This is a genomic window from Aeromonas sp. QDB25, from assembly GCF_027707725.1.
Classification (GTDB): Bacteria; Pseudomonadota; Gammaproteobacteria; order Enterobacterales; family Aeromonadaceae; genus Aeromonas; species Aeromonas caviae.
Map to the genome: position 1 here is coordinate 1 of NZ_JAPCIZ010000004.1, position 19,007 is coordinate 19,007.

The following is a 19,007-nucleotide window of genomic DNA, read 5'->3' on the forward strand; positions in this document are numbered from 1 at the left end:
GAAGGTGCGAATAAGTCATATGGCACGAGAGCATTTACTGGTAACCAATTGATATTAAATGACTAAAATTTTCATTTTTTGTTCGTGGGATACTTGTTCGCACTTTCCCTAATTAGGAGACCATTTCCAGCTCGACTTTAAATATCTATCAACCAGCCCTCTCCAACTGACCAATTTCCCCGCCGCTTATCAGCGGCAGATGGCGGCTAATTTGCTCCACCGGCCAGTTCCACCAAGCGAGGGTGTTGAGGCGGGCTATGGTGTCGTCGTCAAAGCGATAGCGGATCAGCTTGGCTGGGTTGCCGCCGACCACGGCGTAGTCGGGCACGTCCGTGGTGACCACTGAGCGGGCGGCGATGATGGCGCCGTTGCCGACCTTGACGCCCGGCATGATCAGGGCGTCATAGCCTATCCAGACGTCATTGCCGATGAGGGTGTCTCCCTTGTAGGGAAGGGTGCCAGGTTTGGGGGCGGCGCTCTCCCAGCCGTTGCCGAAGATAAAGAAGGGGTAGGTGGAGAGGCCGGAGGTCTGGTGGTTGGCGCCGTTCATGATGAACTTGACCCCGCGGGCGATGGCGCAGAACTTGCCGATGATGAGCTTGTCGCCGATGAAGGGGAAGTGGTAGAGGACGTTGCGCTCGAAGCCCGCCGCATCCTCCGGATCGTCGTAATAGGTGTAATCACCCACCTCGATATTGGGCCCCTTGATGGTGTTCTTGATAAAGCACAGCTGGGGGAAGCCGTTCATGGGGTGGGGATTGGCGGGATCGGGTCCGTGCATGAGGCGCTCCTCTGTGATCTGGGTTCAGGCTACCCTAACGGAACCGGACGGCCCCTTGCCACCCTTTTGTGTCCTCCGCTTCGCCAGCCTTTGTCGCCCCCGGCCCATGTGCGCATCGACCCCGGGCCGGTTTGTCTCTAGCATGGAGGGGAGGCGGAGCCGGGCTCCGTCAAAATGGATGATGGATGAAGTGCGCCTTGCGGACTTCTGGCGGAGAGAAAAGATGAAGCTGCGTTCCTTGTTGATGGTGGGTGCCCTAGTGCTGGGCGGTTGTGCGGTCAATCCCTATGGCGAGCCCCAGCCGCCGGTCGGCGAGCCGGACAAGCCGGTGACCAAACCAGAGAAACCCGTGGCCGAGCCTGACAAGGCCGAGCCGGTGCCTGCTCCCAAACCCGTGGCACCGACGGGGCTGGCGGTCGCCCTGGCCGATGACTTCCTGAAGGCCGCCGATGTGCAGGCACTGGCGGGCAGCAGCCCGGTACTGCTGCTGATGGCGCCCCAGAACGGTACAGGTGAGCCCTTCAGCACCCAGCCCCTGGCGGTGGCCATGATCCAGCGCATTCAGGCCAATAGCGGCTTTCGTTTCGCAGACCCGGGCCAGGTGGCGGCCATCACGGGTCAGCTTGAATACCAGCAGGGGGGCATGAACCCCGCCTCCCTGGTGCGTCTGGGTCGCCAGACCGGGGCGGGTTACATGCTCTACGGGGATCTCCTCTCTGAAGGGGGCCGCTACCGGCTCGCCATGAGCCTGATGGATCTCAAGAGCGGCGAACTGCTCTGGAACGCCAGTCGATCCGCTGCCCGCTGATGTCGGCTCGCCGGATCCCTCTTGACCGGGATCCGGCCTTGTCCCCTTCTCCGGGGGCGGGAATACCCCTGTGGCGTCCCTGACGTCACTGGGTTGGCATGTCGCACTGCCTGAGGGCAAAAAAACCTTCCTGACTGTCTGACAATTCTGGTTCTGACAGCATCCCCAATTGCTACCATTCACTTTGCCGGAGGCTTGTCCGGTGAACACGTCACCGACCGCATCCTTCCCGCCCGGCAGGCAGCTTTCTGCCCCTGTGCGATACTCCATGAGTCTTGTATAACAGGAGTACAGGGACCCACTCCCACGGATAGCAAGGAGCTCGGATGGCGCTCTCAGTGGCACAACTCTACGAAGTGATGGCCCAGTTGCCGGATCCCGTTTTCATCCTCAGCGAAGATGGCTACTACATCGAGTACATCGGCGGGATGGAGCAGCAGTCCTACCAGAACGGCAACCCGCTGATCGGCAGACAACTGCTGGACGTGCTGCCCGAGGACAAGGCGCAGTGGGTGATGGCGCAGGTGGCTCAGGCCCTCGCCAGCGGCCAAGTGCAGGTGGTGGAGTATGACCTCTCCCCCGCCGAGGTGGACGGCATCGACGCCGACGCCGGGCCCCAGGGAATGCAGCGTTTCGAGGGCAAGATAGCGCCCTTGCCCTCTTTATATGAGGGGAAGCGGGCGGTGACCTGGATGACCCGCAGCATCACCCGCCAGCACGAGCTGCAACAGCGGCTCAAGCGGCTCGGGGAGACGGATCAGCTCACCGGCCTCTACAACCGCCACTTCTTCTTCGACCAGTATCACCACAGGGTGCAGGGGCAGCATCTCACCGGCCTCATCATGCTGGATCTCGATCACTTCAAGCAGATCAACGATCGCTTCGGCCACCAGACCGGTGACAAGGTCTTGTGCCGGGTCTGCGACTGCGTGGCCGCCCAGTTGCGGGGGGAGGATCTCTTCGTGCGCAGCGGTGGCGAGGAGTTTCTGATCCTGCTGCCGCAGATAGACGAGGGGATATTGCTGAAGGTGGCGGAGCGGATCCGCGCCGCAGTGGCGGCCATGGCGCCGGATCCCGCCCCGGTGACCGTGAGCCTGGGCACCACCCTGATCCGGCCGGGAGAGGATCTTGGCACCGTGCTGGCCCGGGCGGACGAGTGGCTCTATCGGGCCAAGCGGGGCGGGCGCAACCGGGTGGCCCACGATGGGGCGCCCTGAGGGGCGCAGTGAACAGGAAAGAGGGCGACCCGGGGTCGCCCTCTTTCATTTGGCCGGGCCAGATCAGCCGAACAGGGTCGAGATATTCTGCCCCGCCATCAGCAGGCCGATGGCCAGGGCGCTGAACCAGACCAGGGTAGCGGCGACCAGGGCATAGCCGAGGGCGACGAAGAGCCCGTCCCGCTGCAACATGCCGATGGCCAGCAGCAGGATGGCCCAGGCGGGCATGGCGTTGGTGAAAGGAATGGCGCCCAGTGGCAGCATCAGCAGCAGGGCGGCCAGCATGATGAGCAGGCCGTTGCAGCGGTTGATGGTCACGCTGCCGGTCAGGATGAGCAGGCGCGGGCGGATGAAGCGGTCGATGCGTGCCAGCAGATCCGCCCCCTTGTGCAGGGTCGGCTTGAGGTGCTCGGCGGCGAAGCGGCGCTCCATCAGGAAGGCGGGCAGCCAGGGCACCCGGTTGAGGGTAATGCCGATGCCGATGAAGAGGATCAGCAGGCCAAAGGGGGTGCTGACGCCGGGAATGGAAACCGGCAGCAGGAAGGGAACGGTGAGCAGCACGCAAAACAGCAGCATGCCCTGTTCGCCCACCAGGGCCAGCATCTGGCGCAGGCTGATGTGGCTCTCCTCGATGGCGTGGGCGGTGGCCCTCAGGGTATCGGAGAGCGTGCTTTGGGGGTCGTTGAGTTGCGCGGCAACCATTCCTGAGATCCTCGTTTGTTGATGCCACCGCTGTGGCGCCGCCAGCTTACGGGGGCGAGGTTAATCCCGGATGAATAACCCCGGGGAGCACAGATTTTTCCATCGGAAGCGGGGCAATGGGGCTGGTACAGCCCCCGTCCAGTGTGGGAGACGGGCGCTCTGATATGCTTTGCGCAGGTCTTTTCACCAAAGGATGAGCACATGAGAGGCGCGATGGGGATGGTGCCTGGGCTGCTGCTGCCCCTGGCGGGCTGGGCAGCCGAGCCCCCGGCGACGGGCTGGCAGCTGACTCCCTTTGCGGGATACAGCTCGGCCATCGACTTTCGGGCCATGGACGAGCCGGCGCCCACGCCGCACGGGAGCGACATCGACACCCTGCAAGGGGAGTGCTCCGGCAGCTGGGGGCTCTTCATCAGCAGGGAGGTGGATGACCCCGGCATGGTGGAGCTGCTCTACAGCCACCAGTCGACCCGGGTGTCCCCCGAACTGCCCGACAGGCTGACGGTGGACACCCTGCAGTTTGCCGGGGCCCTGACCCTCTCTGACCACCTGATGGCCCCCTATATCGGTGCCGGGATCGGGGTCACCCGCTTCGATGCCTACGACAGCGAGACGGCCCCTTCCATGTCCCTGGCCCTCGGGGTGCAGCCGCGCCTGACCGAACATCTGGCCGTGCGGGCCGAGGTGCGCGGTTATGGTGCCCTGGTCAACGACGACAGCCAGTTTCTCTGCAACCCCGAGATCTGCGCCTTTCGGGTGAGGGGGGAGCTGATCACCCAGTGGCAGGCCAATATCGGCTTGACCCTGAGGTTCTGAGCCTCATGATGGGACTCCTTTGACCAGACAAGGCGATACAACTCCGTGCCATCCCTGCCCCGTGAACTGCCCGTACTGCTGACCCCAAGGGGGCGACTGCGCCCCTTCGATGGGCGGGATGCTGCCGATCTCTTCGCCATCTACGGGGATCCCCTGGTGATGCGCTTCGTCGGGGAGCCGCCGTTTCCCTCCCTTGCCACCGTGTCGCAGATGCTGGCTAGCGTCGAGCGGTTGCTGGCTGGCGGCGAGTCGCTGGAGTGGGGGCTGGTGTTACGCGGCAGCGGCCGCCTGGTGGGCACCTGCGGCTTGCACAGCTTTGCGGCCGGCGCCAGCCTGCGCCAGGCGGAGGTGGGCTGCATGCTGGCCCGCAGCCACTGGGGACAAGGTCTGATGGGGGAGGCGCTGAGCGCCCTGATCGCCTATGCCCGCCAGCTTGGCATCATCACCCTGCTTGCGGATATCGAACCGGACAATCTGCCCAGCCAGCGGCTATTTGAGCGGCTGGGCTTCATCTGGCAGCAGGATACAAGCTACCGGTTACTGCTGGGCGAGGGGATCACACCAGACCGCGCGTGACGCGACTCAGGGGCTCGTTGACGTCGAACACCTTGTACTGCACCGCGCTGGCGCCCATGGCGAGCACCCGCTGCTCATGCATGGTGGCGTAGGCGAGGGCGCTCCCCTCATCCTCGAACAGATAGATGCCGCCCGCCTCGCCGGTGCGCGGGTTTTCGGTCCAGATCTTGGAGATGAAGCCCGGCTCCCGGGTGATGGAGTCGGCCAGCGGCATGGCCGCAGCAGTGAGGGCTGGTCCCATCATTTCGGCGGGGAAGTTGAAATGGATCTGCAGCAGGCTGGGCATCATAAACCTCTCGTGGGCGTTGATTGACGGAATCCGCATCATAGGAAGCCGGCATCTTAGCTGCAAGAAGGCACATTTTCGTGGCATAGTTACCGCAAAGTAACCACTCGCGAGCCATACCGTGCCCTCACTGCCCTGTCCCGCCTATCAGGTATTGCGCCTGCTGACCGGCAAATGGAAGCCGGCCATTCTGTTTCATCTGCGCGAACAGACCCTGCGCTTTGGCGACTTGCGCCGCTGCCTGCCCGAGGTGAGCCAGAAGGTGCTCACCGCCCAGCTCAAGGAGCTGGAGAGCGACGGTGTCATCATTCGCACCCTCTACCTCGACGTACCGCCCAGGGTGGAGTACTGTCTGAGCCCCCTTGGCGTCGCCCTGATCCCCCTGCTCCAGCAGATGCACGATTTTGCGCTGAACCACGTTGATCTGCTGGCTGGTCAGGGTCCTGTTTCTAGCGAGCCCGCAGCAACCAGCGGCTGAGGGCGGTGGCCGCCAGCAGTCGGTAGCCGAGCAGAGTGAGCGCCAGCAGCGCGGGTACCTTGAGGAGTTCCCACCACACCTGCTTGCCCTGGGGGCCGAAGATCATCAGCCACACCACCAGCATCATGTGCAGACAGTAGAGGCCGAGCACCTTGGGCGCCTGGCGCTCCAGCCAGCTGCCTTTGCCCCATGCCGGGTTGGCCAGCAGCAGGCCGAACAGCCCCAGCGCCCAGGGGAGCGAACCCAGCAGGAAATCGTGACGAGCGAGGGGGACGGCGGCAACGCGCAGCAGCCCTGCGGCCTCCAGGGCGTAGAGCCCCATCCCCGCCATCATCATCAGGGCGCAGCGCCTGGCGTCCGGCTGCCAGGCACGCAGGCGCAGCTCGGCGCCGAGAGCCACGAACAGCAAGGAGAAGAAAGGGCCGTTGCGGGTCAGCAGGGCCCACTCGCCCCCCGGCAGCAGCGGGCCATAGGAGCCGCCGATCAGGGCCAGGGCGTAGAGCAGGGCCCCCAGCAGCAGGGCCAGCCTCGGCAGGCGGACCTGCTGGCAGAGCCCCAGGATCAGCACCGCCACCATCAGGGCGGGCAGGAACCAGAGGTGGATCATGCCGCCCACCCACCAGACGTTGAGCGGATCCCCGAGCTGCATCTGCCACTGGCCCGCCATGGCGGGCAGGTAGCCCTCGCTCACCGCCGCGAGCGGGTTGAAGGGTATCAGCACGTAGAGCAGGCTCCACGCCAGCCAGAGCCCCAGCAGGGGTCGGCAGTAGCGCAGTGCGACCGTCAGCGGGTGGCCCGCGGCGAGGGCGGGTTGCAAGAAGTAACCGGCGCACAGGAAGAAGAGCGGCACCGCGAAGCGGCAGAGCTGGTTGATGACGGCCCCGACCAGAGGGTAGGGCGTGCTGTCCCACAGGGCGGGGTCGAAGGGGTTGCTGAAAGGGGAGAGATGGATGGTCATCACGGCCAGGATGGCCACCACTCGCCCGCATTCGATGCTGGAGATGCGCATGATTCCTCGCGGCGTTCGGGAGTTGGGCGCACCCTATCAGCCGCAGGCGTTCCCTATCCAGCCGCCTGGTCGCCAACTGTGACCCCCATCGGCGGCCGGTTACCCTTTGTTACCCGAGGTGCGGGCAAGGTTACCGCCGCCGGGAGCGGGATCCCGTTTTGGTGTCGGTAAAAGGGCTAGAGCAGGGCCACCAGCACGGTGACCAGGGCGCCCAGCAGCAGCAGGGTGATGCCGCGACCGGCGGGGCCGTGCAGCTTGTTCCACATCAGCAGGCTGGTGAGGGCCAGCAGCATGGCCAGGGCCGCCAGATCTCCCACCAGTTGCCAGGGCAGGCCGGTGCCCATGCCACGGTGCAGCCGGTTGAGGCTGGCAGCGAAGTTGGCTTGCTGCAGCTCGGTGCGCACCAGCAGAGTGCCTTCCACATAGCTGGCGGCCACGCTTTCGCTCAGGGTGACACCGCGCAGCTCCCAGCGGGCCGGCAGGGTGAGAGAGCCGGATGGTGTGGGCAGGGTCTGGGGCGGGGTGATCTGGGGTCGCCCCTCCTCGAACATGTCTGCATAACGCTGTTGCAGCAGGGCTTTCAGTTCATCCGGGCTGGCCAGCGGCGTGCTCAGTACTATCTCTTCGCTCGATTTGGCGGTGTGGGGACCGGGCAGGGGCAGCACGGCCCTGTGTTGCAGCCAGAGGCCGGTGAGGCCGTAGAGCAGCATCAGGGTGAGGGTGGCAAAGCCTGCCCAGGCGTGGATGCGGCGCACCCACTTGTTGTTGTGCAGGGGGAGTTTTCTGCGTGTCATCGTTCGGTGCTTCATAACAATCTGGCCAGCGAACGCTGGCCAGAGGGGACGGTAAACAGGGAGGATCAGAAGCGGTAGGCGGCGGTCAGGCGCAGCTGACGGGGCGTGCCCGGCATGATCTGGGCCGCGCTGGTGGCGCTGACGAAGTAGTCGTGATCGGTCAGGTTCTCCACGCTCAGCTGGGCTTCCCACTGGGGCCAGCGATAGCCGGCACGGGCGTCGAAGCGGGCGTAACCGGGCAAGGTGGTGGTGTTGGCGTTGTCGGCGAAGCGATCCCCCACCGCCGTCATCCCGGTCTCGCCGAACCAGCCCTGCTTGCCGCTCTGGTAGCCGGCGAACAGCTGGCCGTTCTGACGGGAGACGTTCATCGGCCGCTTGCCTTGCAGGTCCGCATCTGCCTTGACCTGCTCGGCATCCTGGATGGCGACGCCGCCGTGCAGATAGATCTCGTCGGTCAGCTGGGCACGGGCGCTCAGCTCGATGCCGTCGGTGCGCTGCAGACCGGTGAGGATCACCCGGGTGGGATCCAGCGGATCCTTGCTGCGCTTGTTGTACATCTCCAGCCGGTAGAGGGAGAGGGTGGTGGCGAGGCGGCCGTTCAGCCAGTCGCTCTTCACGCCCCCTTCATAGAGCCGGGTGTGCTGGGGATCCAGGTTGTTGTTCTTGTCCCCCGGGGTGATGCCGATAAGCTCACCGCCCACCGGGGTGAAGGTCTTGCTGTAGGAGGTGTAGAAGGCATGCTCCTCGATGGGGTTCCACACCAGGCCCAGGCGCGGACTCAGGCTGGTGACCGAGAGGGTCTCTTCCTTGTCGAGGTCGTTGCGGCGGCTGGTGACGGTGAAGTCGTCGCGGCGCAGGCCTGCCAGCAGGTGCCAGTCGCCCAGGCTGAGCTGATCCTGCACATAGAGGCCGACACCGCGCACCCTGTGATGGGCGTCGCTGGAGAGTTTCATGGCGCCGTCGTAGGTGGGCAGGGAGCCCGGATCATAGAGGTTGCCTGCCGGGATCGGGTTGGCGTTCTGGTAGAGCTTGGGGGTGCGATCCTGCCAGCCCTGCTCCAGACCCACCAGCAGACGATGGGCGATGGGGCCGGTTTGCAGCTGGCCTTCCGCCTCGGTGTTGCTGGTGAGGCTGCTGGCCTTGAGATCCTGCTGCCAGCGGGCGCGGGTCACCTTGTCACCCTTGACGCTGGTGACATAGGTATTGTCGAACTGGCTGTCGAGGGTGGTGTAGCCGAGCTGCTGGCGCAGTTGCCACTGATCGTTGATGTCCCAGGTGAAGCGGGAGCGGGTGGACTGGGCCACATCGTCGATGAAGTCGCGGCGGGTGTCGCTGTAGACGCTCTCGATGGGGACATCCGCCGGGCGACCATCGACGCCGGGAATGCCGCGATCCGGGGTGCGATCGTGCTCGTTGCGCTCGTATTGCACCAGCCAGTTCAGGTTGTCGGTGATCTCCCAGTTGACGGAGGGGGCCAGCAGGGTGCGCTTGCTGGTCACGTCGTCGCGAAAGCTGTCTTTGTCTTCCTGGGCCAGGTTCAGGCGCACCTGTACCCGCTCTCCTGCCTCGCCGTTGAGATCGGCGGCGAAGCGTCGGCTGTCGAAGCTGCCGACCTGGGCGCTGACGCTGGAGGCCTGCCCCTTCTGGGGAACCTTGCTGACCCGGTTGACGATGCCGCCCGTGCTGCCACGGCCGTAGAGCACGGCGGCGGGGCCCTTGAGCACTTCGACCCGCTCGATGTTGCCAAGGTCGCGGGTGTATTGCATGTCGTCGCGCAGGCCGTCGAGGTAGAAGTCGTTGCTGGCGCTGAAACCGCGGATGGTGACGCCGTCAAAGCGGGTGTCGCCGCTGGCGTTGACGCCGGGGATGCCGGTCAGGGCTTCACTCAGGGTGGGCTGGCCGAAGGCGGTCAGCTCGCTTGCCTTGACGCTCTCGATGCTCTGGGGCACCAGCTTGGCCGGTGTGGCGGTGCGGGTCGCGGTGGCGACCTCTTCATGTTGGCTGCGTTTGCCGACCACGGTCAGGGTTTCGTCTTCGGCACGGGGGCTGGTGCAAACCGCCAGCAAGGCGACGCCCAGCAAGGCGCGCGGGGAGTTGGAATGGTTCATCTGGGTGTGACTCTTTGTCGACCAATCGGCCTGAACTTGTTGATTTAATTGTAATTATTGATTTCTCTCATCGCGAGAGGTTGCTAATGATATTGATTTTCATTTGCCTTGCAAGGAGAAGATGCAAGAAAAAGAGATCATTGGCGGCAGGCACTGAGGGGGCTGGAACCTCGGGGAAAAGGCCGGGGGAACCTTGGTTCGGTTCGGAGGGGACGCTACCATGGTGGCCTCGCGCCTTGGCGCACCATCCGGCACACACAGGGAGAGAAACATGGTCGAGATCATCAGGGCGGATCTGCACAACCCTCGCCACGGCGAGGCGCTGATCGCGATGCTGGACGAATACGCCAGGGACGAGATGGGGGGCGGCAATGCACTGGCGGACGAGGTGAAGGCGAATCTGGCCGAAGCCCTGGCCGCGCGACCCGGTGCCCATGTGCTGCTGGCCTGGGTCGATGGGGAGCCCGCTGGCGTTGCCACCTGCTTCGAGGGCTTCTCGACCTTCGCCTGTCAGCCGCTGCTCAATATCCACGACATGGCGGTGCACCCTGCCCATCGCGGCCAGGGCATCGGCAAGCGGCTGTTGGCGGAGGCGGAGCGGCTCGCCCGGGAACTCGGTTGCTGCAAGCTGACCCTGGAGGTGCTGGAGGGGAACAAGGTGGCGCAGGCTGCCTATCGCGCCAGCGGCTTTGCGGGTTATGAGCTCGATCCCGAGGTGGGCCGTGCCCTGTTCTGGCAGAAGAAGCTGGGGTGAGAGGGTCGGCAAACATGATCTGCCGGGCTTGCCTCTGAGACTCCTGTCCCCTAGAGTGGCGCCAGATTTTTCAATGTGTTGATGGAACCGGCCCGGCCGGGTGAGTGACATGACCCTTTATGCTTCGGATCAGCGAGTGACCCGAATGAACTCCGTACAGATGCGCACGATGAAGCATTGTCCGGAGCCGGTGGAGGCCCAGACCTCCCATCCATTCATCGTGCAGTGACGACCGGATCTCGCTACCTCGCGGGAGCCGTGACCTTGCCGCACGACTGAACCAAGGCCATAGACGTTGCCTCGTCTATGGCCTTTTTTGTTGTCCCGCAGCCAGGCTGCGGGTGCGAGACAGAGCAGAGGCCCGCCCGGGTCTCTGCTTTTTTTATGGTCTGTCATGACCGACGGGTATGCTTGGCAAGGGCCGGGTCGTCGGCCAGAGAGGCTGACCATCTTCAAGAGGAAACAGTGCAATGTCACAAAATATCTATGACGAACCAGGGTTTTTTGAGGGCTATGCCCAACTGCCACGCTCCCTCCACGGGCTGGCGGGGGCGCCGGAGTGGCCGGCGCTGCACGCCATGCTGCCGGATCTTGCCGGCAAGCGGGTGCTGGATCTGGGCTGCGGTTATGGCTGGTTCTGCCGGGCAGCCAGAGATCTCGGGGCTGCCGATGTGGTCGGTATCGATCTCTCCGCGAAGATGCTGGCCCGTGCCGCCGAGCTGACCCGGGATGAGGCCATCCGCTATCGGCAGGGGGATCTGGACGGTCTTGCGCTGTCCGATGAGCCTTTCGATCTCATTTACAGCTCCTTGGCGCTGCACTACCTGCCCGAGGTGGCGCCGCTGTTTGCGGAGATTCACCGTGCGCTGGTGGCTGGCGGCAGCCTGGTGTTCTCGGTGGAGCACCCCATCTTCACCTGCCCGCAGCCGCAGGGCTGGCTGGTGGATGCAGAGGGACGCCGCTGGCTATCAGGCGGAGGGCAAGCGGGTCAGCAACTGGCTGGCGGAGGGGGTGATCAAGTATCACCGCACCCTGGGCACCTACCTCAATGCCCTTGTCGCCGCCGGGTTCCAGATCCGCCGCGTGGAGGAGTGGGGGCCGACGGCGGCGCAGATTGCGGCCAACCCGGCCCTGGCGGAGGAGGCGGAGCGCCCCATGCTGTTGCTGGTGTCGGCGTACAAACCCCTGGCCTGACGCAATAAAAAACGGCGCGCAGAGTGCTCTGCGCGCCGTGTCGTCAGGTGGTTGCCGACTTAGAAGTCGTAGCGGGCCGCCAGCTGGAAGTCATCCTTGGTGTTGAGCTTGCCGCTGTCATGGCTGTCGAGGTTGTTGATGCGGTACTCGCCGATGACGCGCAGGTTCTTGTTGAACTTGTACTGGGCACCCAGGGTGTAGTAGTCGATGGAGTCGTAGTCAGACTTGCCAGCCTGCTCCACCTTCTGCTTGTTCCACAGGGCCATCAGGCCGAAGCCGCTCTCGAAGTTGTAACCCAGCGCCCCTTCCCAGCCGGTGTGATCCTTGCCGGTGGCCAGGAAGTCGCTGCCGTCGGCATAGCTCAGGGCGGCGTAGAGGGCCTTGTTGTCGTACTTGGCGGAGAGCAGCCACAGCTTGGCATCCTCTTCACCGCTCTTGTCGCGGATGCCCACGTTGTAGGCGGTCCCCAGGGAGAGGTTGAACGGGAAGGTGTAGGCCACGGCGGCACCGTAGGCGGCATCGCTGTCCTTGCTGGAGGTCTCTTCGGTGTCACCGCCATCGAACTTGTAGCTGGTATCTACCTGGAAACCGTTGAACAGGCCGGAGTACTTCAGCACGGAGCCGGCGCGGTTGGTGGCGAAGGTGTCGGTCTTGGCGCCCAGTGCCTCGTTGCCGTAACCATCGGAGAGGGAGACATCAGTCCAGTCCGCCAGGAAGCCAGGAGCCCCCTTCTGGCGACCGAAGGTGACGGTTCCCCAGTTGGCGCCGACACCGGCGAACGCCAGACGGGTACGCAGGTTGTCGGAGTTCTCGCTGACGGTCTTCTCGCTGTCGTTGATGTACATCTGCAGTTCGTACTGGGCCAGCGCCTTGAGACCCGGGTTGATCTCGCTCTCTACCTTGGCGCCCAGACGGACAAACTGGTTGGCCCCCTGCTTGTCGCTGTATTCGTTTTTGATGTCACCGTTGGCGTCCAGCTCTTTCTTCTCGCCGAAGAACTGGCCGGCGTAGATGCGGCCGTAGAGGTCGAGCAGGGTGCTCTCGTTTTTGTACACTTCAACGGCTTGAGCCTGGAAGGCGGCGGTAAGAGCCAATGCTACTACTGTCAGCTTTTTCATCATGATCCCTTGTGTTGCAAGCTTTTGTTTTAAAAGACGGGGCCATGCTAGAAGTGACAGATGACAGTCGGGTGACCGTGCAATGAACAAACCGTGTCGGTTCCATGTCAGCGGGATGAAAACCGGGATTTATGTGGCTGGTCGCCACTTTTACGCGCAAAGGTTTGCCCTTGTGGTAGAATGCCGCCCGTTTTCGAGCTCCTAAGGTTGGATATGCGATGAGACGTGAACTGGCAATCGAATTTTCCCGAGTGACGGAAGCGGCTGCACTGGCTGGCTACAAGTGGCTCGGACGTGGTGACAAGAATATCGCCGATGGCGCGGCCGTGGCGGCCATGCGTCACATCCTCAATCAGATCCAGATCGATGGCGAGATTGTGATCGGCGAAGGGGAGATCGACGAAGCCCCCATGCTCTACATCGGCGAGAAGGTGGGCACGGGTCAGGGTGACGCCGTGGACATCGCGGTCGACCCCATCGAGGGGACCCGCATGACTGCCATGGGTCAGGCCAATGCTCTGGCCGTGCTGGCGGTGGGCGACAAGGGATCCTTCCTCAAGGCCCCCGACATGTACATGGAAAAGCTGATCGTGGGCCCCAAGGCGAGAGGCGCCATCGATCTCGATCAGGCCCTGGAGCTGAACCTCAAGGCCGTGGCCAAGGCGCTCGGCAAGCCCCTCTCCCGTCTGACCGTCATCACCCTGGCCAAGCCGCGTCATGACAAGGCGATCAAGGAGATGCAGGGTCTGGGAGTGCGGGTGTTCGCCATTCCCGACGGCGACGTGGCCGCTTCCATCCTCACCTGTCTGCCGGACAGCGAAGTGGACATGCTCTACGGCATCGGTGGCGCGCCGGAAGGGGTGATCTCCGCCGCGGTGATCCGCGCCCTGGACGGCGACATGCAGGCTCGCCTGATCCCCCGCCACCAGGTCAAGGGTGACAGCCCCGAGGTTCGCGCCCTGGGTGAACAGGAGATCGCGCGCTGCGAGGAGCTGGGCATCGACGTGAGCAAGGTGCTCAAGCTCGAAGATCTGGCCAAGAATGACAACGTCATCTTCTCGGCCACCGGCATTACCAAGGGTGATCTGCTGGAAGGGATCACCAGCGACGGCGTCATGGCGACCACCGAGACCCTGCTGATCCGCGGCAAATCGCGCACCATTCGCCGCATCAAGTCGATCCACTTCCTGGATCGCAAGGACAGCGTGGTACGCGACATCATCCTGTGATGTGCTGACTCCCGCAGCAAAAAGCCCGGCACTGCCGGGCTTTTTGCGCTCTGCAGGGCGCCAGGGTGCCCGGGCAGGGATAAGGCTTAGGAGAAACCGGACTCCTTGCTACACTGCGGTGCCCCACAGAGGAAAAATCAGATGGAATGTCGTCAGGGATGCGGTGCCTGCTGCATCGCCCCCAGCATCAGCAGTGCCATTCCCGGCATGCCGGACGGCAAGCCCGCCGGTGTGCCCTGTGTGCAGCTTGATGCGCACCTGGGGTGCAAGATCTTCGGCCAGCCGGAGCGCCCGGCGGTGTGCGGCGGCTTTCGCCCCATGGCGGACGTGTGCGGCTCCCATCGCCAGGAGGCCATCTGGCTTATCGGCGAGCTGGAGCGGCTGACCGCCTGAGCCCTTGACCCTCTCCCTCGGGGAAAGGGTGTCTGCTTGTCCTCCTCATCCCCGCCCCTTCTCCCGCAAGAGGAGAAGGGGGTGCCGCCATTCGGAGTCATGAAAAAGGCCCCCTCGCTTTGCGAGGGGGCCTTTTTATCGTCGGCTCATGGTGAAGCCAGCTTATTCCTTGATGCGCTCGATGCGACCACCCAGGCCTTGCAGCTTGTGCTCGATGTCTTCGTAGCCACGGTCGATGTGATAGATGCGATCGACGATGGTGGCCCCTTCGGCCACGAAGCCGGCCAGCACCAGGCTGGCGGAGGCGCGCAGATCGGTCGCCATCACCTGGGCACCCTTGAGCTGCTGGGTGTCGCGGCAGATGGCCACATTGCCCTGCAGTTCGATGTCGGCACCCATCCGTACCAGCTCGGGCACGTGCATGAAGCGGTTCTCGAAGATGGTCTCGGTGACCATGCCGGTGCCCTGGGCGACCGCGTTCAGCACGGTGAACTGTGCCTGCATGTCGGTCGGGAACGCCGGGTAGGGGGCGGTCTTGATGGTGACAGGTTTCAGGGTACGACCTGTCATGTCGAGGGTGATCCAGTCGTCACCCTTTTCAATCAGGGCGCCAGCCTCTTCCAGTTTGACCAGTACGGCTTCCAGCAGGCTGGGGTCGGTGTTGCGGCAGGTGATCTTGCCACCGGTCACGGCGGCGCCCACCAGGAAGGTGCCGGTCTCGATGCGATCGGGCTGCACGCTGTAGCTGCCACCGTGCAGACGTTCTACGCCGTCGATGGTCAGGGTATCGGTACCCGCGCCCTGGATCTTGGCGCCCAGCGCGTTGAGGAAGTTGGCCAGATCGACCACCTCGGGCTCACGGGCGGCGTTTTCGATCACGGTGCGACCGTCAGCCAGGGTGGCGGCCATCATCAGGTTCTCGGTACCGGTCACGGAAACCATGTCCATCAGGATGTGGGCACCTTTCAGGCGGCCGTCGACGCGGGCTTTGATGTAGCCCTCTTCGATGACGATCTTCGCGCCCATCAGCTCCAGGCCGTGGACATGCAGGTTGACCGGGCGGGCACCGATGGCACAGCCGCCGGGGAGGGAGACGTCTGCTGCACCGAAGCGGGCTGCCAGCGGGCCCAGGGCCAGGATGGAGGCACGCATGGTCTTCACCAGCTCGTAGGGGGCGACATGATTGTTTACCGCACCGGTCAGCACGGTCACGTTGCCGTTGACCTTGGTGGTGGCGCCCAGCATCTCCAGCAGCTTGAGGGTGGTACCCACGTCTTTCAGGCGCGGTACGTTGGAGAGTTGAACCTCTTCGTCACACAGCAGGGTGGCAAACAGGATGGGCAGGGCGGCATTCTTGGCGCCGGAGATGGTCACTTCACCGGAGAGGGTGCAGGGGCCGGTGATCTTGAATTTGTCCATGGTTTACTTCTTTACCAAATCAGGAGGGCAGCTGGAATTTACGCTCGCGTTTCCACTCGGCGTCGGTATAGGCCTTGATGGAGAGAGCGTGGATCTCGTTGGTGGCGATCTTGTCCATCAGCGGGGCATAGATGGCCTGTTGTTTCTTGACCCGGCTCATGCCGTCAAACATGTCGCCGACGGCGATCACCTGGTAGTGACTGCCGTCCCCTTTGACATGGACTTCGGACAATGGCAAAGCCTCGAGGAGTATCGCTTCAATTTCAGAGACTTGCATTATGAGTCCTCAGTTGTGAGCGGGGTTGAATGAAAGAGGCTGGCCACCCCGTAGAGGTTGGCCAGCGTATGGAAATCGTTGGAGGCACCCACCAGTGTCGGAGTGGCACCCCGTGCCAGTGCCGCCTTGGCCCACTTGACCAGCAGGGCAAGGCCGGCGGAATCCAGGGTAGTGACGGCACCGAGTTCGAGCCGGTCGTCCTGCCACCAGTCGGCGCGGCGTTGCCACAGATCGTTGACCTGCGGGGCCTGCAAGTCACCGCTCAGGATCATGACTTGATCACCAGCGGCTTGGCATTGTGTTCACGCAGCTGGGCGATCACCGCATCGATGCCGTTCTGGCGAATGAGGCCACCCAGTTCGTTCTGCTTGGCGGAGAGCAGGCTGATCCCTTCGGCAACCATGTCGAAGGCTTTCCACTCGCCGGTCTTGTTGTTCTTGCGCAGCTTGAATTCGAGGAAGATGTCCGGCTTGCCGGCCTCTTTCACGCTGACGTTGACGGCGGTGATGTTGCTCTCGGCGGCTTTGCCGGGCTGGACCTTGACGGTCTGCTTGTCAAAGTGTGCCAGGGCGTCGGCGTAGGAGCTCACCATGTACTCGGTGAAGACGTCCACAAAGGCGTCACGCTGGGCAGGGGTCGTCTGTTTGATCTGGTTGCCGAGCACCTTGTAGGCGGCGAAGCGGTTGTCCACGTAGGGCAGCAGCTCCTCGCGGATGATGACGCGCAGGTGATCGGGGTTGCTCTTCACCTGGGCCTGATCGGCTTTCAGGCGGGCAAAGGTCTGCTGGGCGGCCTGATCCACGAGGGCATAGGGGTCCGAAGTGTTGACATCCGCACGGGCGACGAGGGAGAACAGCATGCTGGTCATCAGACCCAGCATCAGGGCGATCTTCTTGAACATGGTTACTCCTTGGTTGCGGGTGTGTTGGCCGGGGAGGACTGGCTGTAGAGGAACTTGCCAATCAGATCTTCCAGCACGATGGCGGACTTGGTGTCTTCGATCATGTCGCCATCCTTGAGCATGCTGGTGCCCATCTCCTCATCGCTGAACCCCGGTGCCAGACCGATGTACTGCTCACCGAGCAGGCCAGAGGTCAGGATGGAGAGGGTGCTGGTCTCGGAGAACTCGCCGGCACTCTTCTGCATCTGCAGGGAAACGATGGGGACCTGGCTCTTGGGATCCAGGGTGATGTCGCTGACACGACCGACGACGACGCCGCCGACCTTGACCGGCGAGCGTACTTTCAGGCCGCCGATATTATCGAAATGGGCGCGCAGGGTATAGGTTTCTCCTTCCGGTTTGAAACTCAATCCCGCCACTTGCAGTGCCAATGCCAGAATGGCCGCGATGCCAGCCAGCATGAAGGCGCCAACCAGAAATTCTACTTTGCTGAACTTCATCTTTCCCTTATCCAAACATGACTGCGGTGAGTATAAAATCCAGACCGAGCACGGCCAGGGATGAGTGAACCACGGTACGGGTGGTCGCCTGACTGATCCCGGCCGAGGTCGGTTTGGCATCATAGCCGTTGAAGAGCGCTATCCAGGTCACCACCAGGGCGAAGATCAGGCTCTTGATGGCGCCCTGCATGATGTCGTCCTGCCAGTCGACGGAGGCCTGCATGGCGGACCAGAAACTGCCTTCGTCCACCCCCAGCCAGTCGACACCAACCAGCTTGCCGCCAAAGATGCCGATCAGACTGAACATGAAGGCCAGCAGCGGCATGCTGATGACCCCGGCCCAGAAGCGGGGCGCCACGACCCGACGCAGCGGATCGACCGCCATCATCTCCAGGCTGGAGAGCTGCTCGGTGGCCTTCATCAGACCGATCTCGGCGGTGAGGGCGGAGCCCGCACGACCGGCGAACAGCAGGGCGGTGACCACAGGGCCCAGCTCACGGAGCAGGGAGAGGGAAACCAGAGGCCCCAGGCTCTGCTCTGCGCCGAAATCCTTCAATACGTTGTAACCCTGCAGGGAGAGCACCATGCCGATGAAGAGGCCGGACACCAGTATGATGGCGACGGATTGCACTCCCACCACATACAGTTGCTGCACCAGCAGCGGGAAGTGCTTGCGTGGCTGGGGTCGTCCTGCCAGTGCATGAAACAGCATGATGGTTGCCCGCCCGACGGCGTTGATGAAACGCACACCGCTGCGGCCCAGCTTGCTTATCTGACTTGTCAACATCACAGATCCTGTAGCAGGTCACCTGCCGGAAAATGAAACGGAACAGGACCGTCGGGCAATCCCTTGAGGAACTGCTCGACTTCGGGATTGTGCTCCTCGCGCAGCTGCTCCGGTGTGCCGTGTGCCACTACCTTGCGGTTGGCGATGATGTAGGCGTAGTCGGCGATGCTCAGCACCTCCTTCACGTCGTGGGTGACGATGACGGAGGTGATGCCGAGGGCATCGTTGAGCTCCTTGATGAGCTTCACCAGCACCGCCATGGTGATGGGGTCCTGCCCCACGAAGGGCTCGTCATACATGATGAGATCCGGATCCAGCGCGATGGATCTCGCCAGGGCCGCGCGACGCGCCATGCCACCGGAGAGCTCGGACGGCATCAGCTTGGCCGCCCCGCGCAGACCGACAGCCTGCAGTTTCATCATGACGATGGTGCGGATCAGCTCTTCCGGCAGGCCGGAGTGCTCCCGCAGCGGGAAGGCCACGTTGTCGAAGACGGTCATGCCGGTGAACAATGCGCCACTCTGGAACAGCATGCTCATCCGTTTACGCACTTCATACAGGCGTGAACGGGAGAGCGTGGGAACGTCTTCCCCGTCAAACAGGATCTGACCGGACTCAGGCTTGAGCTGGCCCCCGATCAGGCGCAGCAAGGTGGTCTTGCCGATCCCGCTCGGACCCATGACGGCGGTGACCTTGCCACGGGGAATGGTCAGGTTGATCCTGTCGTACAGCAGCCGATCCCCGTGACTGAAGGTCAGGTCGGAGATGGTGATCAGGTCATCGTTCAAACAATTGTCCATCCGGTATAAATGAAGAGCGAATTTTATGGGCTAGTCTAGGTCTAAGCAACAGCGAGGAAC

23 protein-coding genes are annotated in these 19,007 nt (G+C 63.2%); 9 read left to right on the forward strand and 14 right to left on the reverse strand.

Going from position 1 to position 19,007, the window contains the following annotated elements:
* Positions 1-148: 148 nt before the first annotated feature.
* Entirely contained in the window at positions 149-781 is a 633-nt protein-coding gene (locus PG883_RS02120; protein WP_103858775.1) for a Vat family streptogramin A O-acetyltransferase, read from the reverse strand.
* Positions 782-1,004: 223 nt separating this feature from the next.
* Between PG883_RS02120 and PG883_RS02125 the strand changes: the two genes are divergently transcribed.
* Both PG883_RS02125 and PG883_RS02130 read left to right on the forward strand, forming a co-directional pair.
* Positions 1,005-1,589, forward strand: a complete 585-nt coding sequence (locus tag PG883_RS02125; RefSeq protein ID WP_103858778.1) for a penicillin-binding protein activator LpoB — start codon at positions 1,005-1,007, stop codon at positions 1,587-1,589.
* Positions 1,590-1,915: 326 nt separating this feature from the next.
* The gene (locus PG883_RS02130) at positions 1,916-2,806 is read left to right on the forward strand and encodes a sensor domain-containing diguanylate cyclase (RefSeq protein ID WP_103858774.1); all 891 of its coding nucleotides are present in this window, start codon (positions 1,916-1,918) and stop codon (positions 2,804-2,806) included.
* Positions 2,807-2,869: 63 nt separating this feature from the next.
* Here the strand turns inward: PG883_RS02130 and PG883_RS02135 are convergent, their stop codons facing one another.
* Positions 2,870-3,508 (reverse strand): exopolysaccharide biosynthesis protein, encoded by a 639-nt coding sequence (locus PG883_RS02135; protein WP_010672675.1) that lies wholly within the window; start codon positions 3,506-3,508, stop codon positions 2,870-2,872.
* Between the two features lie 201 nt (positions 3,509-3,709).
* Here PG883_RS02135 and PG883_RS02140 point away from each other — a divergent pair, with 201 nt between their 5' ends.
* Together PG883_RS02140 and PG883_RS02145 are read left to right on the forward strand one after the other, a co-directional pair.
* Positions 3,710-4,324, forward strand: coding sequence for an outer membrane beta-barrel protein (locus tag PG883_RS02140; protein WP_270806917.1), 615 nt, complete (start codon positions 3,710-3,712; stop codon positions 4,322-4,324).
* Between the two features lie 45 nt (positions 4,325-4,369).
* Entirely contained in the window at positions 4,370-4,900 is a 531-nt protein-coding gene (locus tag PG883_RS02145; RefSeq protein ID WP_139736943.1) for a GNAT family N-acetyltransferase, read from the forward strand.
* On the opposite strand, the gene PG883_RS02150 is transcribed toward PG883_RS02145, so the two are convergent.
* Entirely contained in the window at positions 4,881-5,186 is a 306-nt protein-coding gene (locus PG883_RS02150) for a monooxygenase (RefSeq protein WP_039040460.1), read from the reverse strand. The two genes, PG883_RS02145 and PG883_RS02150, sit on opposite strands and share 20 nt — an antisense overlap.
* A gap of 121 nt (positions 5,187-5,307) precedes the next feature.
* Between PG883_RS02150 and PG883_RS02155 the strand changes: the two genes are divergently transcribed.
* Positions 5,308-5,664, forward strand: coding sequence for a winged helix-turn-helix transcriptional regulator (locus PG883_RS02155; protein WP_270806918.1), 357 nt, complete (start codon positions 5,308-5,310; stop codon positions 5,662-5,664).
* Here the strand turns inward: PG883_RS02155 and PG883_RS02160 are convergent.
* The 3 genes from PG883_RS02160 to PG883_RS02170 all read right to left on the reverse strand — a co-directional run bounded on the left by PG883_RS02160 (position 5,636) and on the right by PG883_RS02170 (position 9,575).
* On the reverse strand, positions 5,636-6,673 hold the full coding sequence (locus PG883_RS02160; protein WP_270806919.1) for an acyltransferase: 1,038 nt from the start codon (positions 6,671-6,673) through the stop codon (positions 5,636-5,638). The two genes, PG883_RS02155 and PG883_RS02160, sit on opposite strands and share 29 nt — an antisense overlap.
* Positions 6,674-6,849: 176 nt before the next feature.
* Complete coding sequence (locus PG883_RS02165; RefSeq protein WP_270806920.1) at positions 6,850-7,467, reverse strand: PepSY-associated TM helix domain-containing protein; 618 nt, start codon at positions 7,465-7,467, stop codon at positions 6,850-6,852.
* 65 nt (positions 7,468-7,532) lie between these two features.
* Positions 7,533-9,575, reverse strand: a complete 2,043-nt coding sequence (locus PG883_RS02170; protein ID WP_270806921.1) for a TonB-dependent receptor — start codon at positions 9,573-9,575, stop codon at positions 7,533-7,535.
* 271 nt (positions 9,576-9,846) lie between these two features.
* On the opposite strand from PG883_RS02170, the gene PG883_RS02175 reads away from it, so the two are divergent.
* Together PG883_RS02175 and PG883_RS02180 are read left to right on the forward strand one after the other, a co-directional pair.
* Positions 9,847-10,329: a GNAT family N-acetyltransferase gene (locus PG883_RS02175; RefSeq protein ID WP_128273501.1), complete on the forward strand. Its 483-nt coding sequence runs from the start codon at positions 9,847-9,849 to the stop codon at positions 10,327-10,329.
* Between the two features lie 470 nt (positions 10,330-10,799).
* Positions 10,800-11,531, forward strand: a complete 732-nt coding sequence (locus tag PG883_RS02180; RefSeq protein WP_270806922.1) for a class I SAM-dependent methyltransferase — start codon at positions 10,800-10,802, stop codon at positions 11,529-11,531.
* Positions 11,532-11,582: 51 nt separating this feature from the next.
* Here the strand turns inward: PG883_RS02180 and PG883_RS02185 are convergent, their stop codons facing one another.
* The gene (locus tag PG883_RS02185; RefSeq protein WP_029313567.1) at positions 11,583-12,641 is read right to left on the reverse strand and encodes a porin; all 1,059 of its coding nucleotides are present in this window, start codon (positions 12,639-12,641) and stop codon (positions 11,583-11,585) included.
* Positions 12,642-12,859: 218 nt separating this feature from the next.
* Between PG883_RS02185 and glpX the strand changes: the two genes are divergently transcribed.
* Both glpX and PG883_RS02195 read left to right on the forward strand, forming a co-directional pair.
* Positions 12,860-13,870 (forward strand): class II fructose-bisphosphatase, encoded by a 1,011-nt coding sequence (glpX, locus tag PG883_RS02190; RefSeq protein ID WP_039040467.1) that lies wholly within the window; start codon positions 12,860-12,862, stop codon positions 13,868-13,870.
* 141 nt (positions 13,871-14,011) lie between these two features.
* A complete protein-coding gene (locus tag PG883_RS02195; RefSeq protein ID WP_010675884.1) occupies positions 14,012-14,263 on the forward strand; it encodes a YkgJ family cysteine cluster protein in 252 nt (83 codons plus the stop codon).
* A gap of 162 nt (positions 14,264-14,425) precedes the next feature.
* Here the strand turns inward: PG883_RS02195 and murA are convergent, their stop codons facing one another.
* From murA to mlaF, 7 genes are read right to left on the reverse strand one after another with little or no spacing between them, the layout of a single operon-like run.
* Complete coding sequence (gene murA / locus PG883_RS02200; protein WP_039040468.1) at positions 14,426-15,682, reverse strand: UDP-N-acetylglucosamine 1-carboxyvinyltransferase; 1,257 nt, start codon at positions 15,680-15,682, stop codon at positions 14,426-14,428.
* Between the two features lie 19 nt (positions 15,683-15,701).
* A complete protein-coding gene (ibaG, locus tag PG883_RS02205) occupies positions 15,702-15,959 on the reverse strand; it encodes a BolA family iron metabolism protein IbaG (protein WP_010675882.1) in 258 nt (85 codons plus the stop codon).
* Positions 15,959-16,231, reverse strand: a complete 273-nt coding sequence (locus PG883_RS02210) for an STAS domain-containing protein (RefSeq protein ID WP_010675881.1) — start codon at positions 16,229-16,231, stop codon at positions 15,959-15,961. Before PG883_RS02210 ends, ibaG begins: the two co-directional genes overlap by 1 nt.
* Positions 16,228-16,860, reverse strand: coding sequence for a phospholipid-binding protein MlaC (mlaC, locus tag PG883_RS02215; RefSeq protein ID WP_039040470.1), 633 nt, complete (start codon positions 16,858-16,860; stop codon positions 16,228-16,230). Before mlaC ends, PG883_RS02210 begins: the two co-directional genes overlap by 4 nt.
* Positions 16,861-16,862: 2 nt before the next feature.
* Entirely contained in the window at positions 16,863-17,360 is a 498-nt protein-coding gene (gene mlaD, locus PG883_RS02220) for an outer membrane lipid asymmetry maintenance protein MlaD (protein WP_010675879.1), read from the reverse strand.
* A 7-nt stretch (positions 17,361-17,367) separates the two neighbouring features.
* Positions 17,368-18,147, reverse strand: a complete 780-nt coding sequence (gene mlaE, locus PG883_RS02225; protein ID WP_010675878.1) for a lipid asymmetry maintenance ABC transporter permease subunit MlaE — start codon at positions 18,145-18,147, stop codon at positions 17,368-17,370.
* Positions 18,147-18,947: a phospholipid ABC transporter ATP-binding protein MlaF gene (gene mlaF, locus PG883_RS02230; RefSeq protein WP_069785529.1), complete on the reverse strand. Its 801-nt coding sequence runs from the start codon at positions 18,945-18,947 to the stop codon at positions 18,147-18,149. Before mlaF ends, mlaE begins: the two co-directional genes overlap by 1 nt.
* Positions 18,948-19,007 lie beyond the last annotated feature (60 nt).

Excerpts from the sequence above, each read along its gene's own strand:
- PG883_RS02170 (WP_270806921.1), bottom strand. The coding sequence starts at position 9,575 with ATGAACCATTCCAACTCCCCGCGCGCCTTGCTGGGCGTCGCCTTGCTG.
- PG883_RS02120 (WP_103858775.1), bottom strand. The coding sequence starts at position 781 with ATGCACGGACCCGATCCCGCCAATCCCCACCCCATGAACGGCTTCCCC.
- PG883_RS02125 (WP_103858778.1), top strand. The coding sequence starts at position 1,005 with ATGAAGCTGCGTTCCTTGTTGATGGTGGGTGCCCTAGTGCTGGGCGGT.
- PG883_RS02160 (WP_270806919.1), bottom strand. The coding sequence starts at position 6,673 with ATGCGCATCTCCAGCATCGAATGCGGGCGAGTGGTGGCCATCCTGGCC.
- PG883_RS02150 (WP_039040460.1), bottom strand. The coding sequence starts at position 5,186 with ATGCCCAGCCTGCTGCAGATCCATTTCAACTTCCCCGCCGAAATGATG.
- mlaE (WP_010675878.1), bottom strand. The coding sequence starts at position 18,147 with ATGTTGACAAGTCAGATAAGCAAGCTGGGCCGCAGCGGTGTGCGTTTC.
- PG883_RS02130 (WP_103858774.1), top strand. The coding sequence starts at position 1,916 with ATGGCGCTCTCAGTGGCACAACTCTACGAAGTGATGGCCCAGTTGCCG.
- ibaG (WP_010675882.1), bottom strand. The coding sequence starts at position 15,959 with ATGCAAGTCTCTGAAATTGAAGCGATACTCCTCGAGGCTTTGCCATTG.
- PG883_RS02210 (WP_010675881.1), bottom strand. The coding sequence starts at position 16,231 with ATGATCCTGAGCGGTGACTTGCAGGCCCCGCAGGTCAACGATCTGTGG.
- glpX (WP_039040467.1), top strand. The coding sequence starts at position 12,860 with ATGAGACGTGAACTGGCAATCGAATTTTCCCGAGTGACGGAAGCGGCT.
- PG883_RS02175 (WP_128273501.1), top strand. The coding sequence starts at position 9,847 with ATGGTCGAGATCATCAGGGCGGATCTGCACAACCCTCGCCACGGCGAG.
- PG883_RS02165 (WP_270806920.1), bottom strand. The coding sequence starts at position 7,467 with ATGACACGCAGAAAACTCCCCCTGCACAACAACAAGTGGGTGCGCCGC.
- PG883_RS02135 (WP_010672675.1), bottom strand. The coding sequence starts at position 3,508 with ATGGTTGCCGCGCAACTCAACGACCCCCAAAGCACGCTCTCCGATACC.
- mlaF (WP_069785529.1), bottom strand. The coding sequence starts at position 18,947 with ATGGACAATTGTTTGAACGATGACCTGATCACCATCTCCGACCTGACC.
- mlaC (WP_039040470.1), bottom strand. The coding sequence starts at position 16,860 with ATGTTCAAGAAGATCGCCCTGATGCTGGGTCTGATGACCAGCATGCTG.
- PG883_RS02140 (WP_270806917.1), top strand. The coding sequence starts at position 3,710 with ATGAGAGGCGCGATGGGGATGGTGCCTGGGCTGCTGCTGCCCCTGGCG.
- murA (WP_039040468.1), bottom strand. The coding sequence starts at position 15,682 with ATGGACAAATTCAAGATCACCGGCCCCTGCACCCTCTCCGGTGAAGTG.
- PG883_RS02180 (WP_270806922.1), top strand. The coding sequence starts at position 10,800 with ATGTCACAAAATATCTATGACGAACCAGGGTTTTTTGAGGGCTATGCC.
- PG883_RS02185 (WP_029313567.1), bottom strand. The coding sequence starts at position 12,641 with ATGAAAAAGCTGACAGTAGTAGCATTGGCTCTTACCGCCGCCTTCCAG.
- mlaD (WP_010675879.1), bottom strand. The coding sequence starts at position 17,360 with ATGAAGTTCAGCAAAGTAGAATTTCTGGTTGGCGCCTTCATGCTGGCT.
- PG883_RS02195 (WP_010675884.1), top strand. The coding sequence starts at position 14,012 with ATGGAATGTCGTCAGGGATGCGGTGCCTGCTGCATCGCCCCCAGCATC.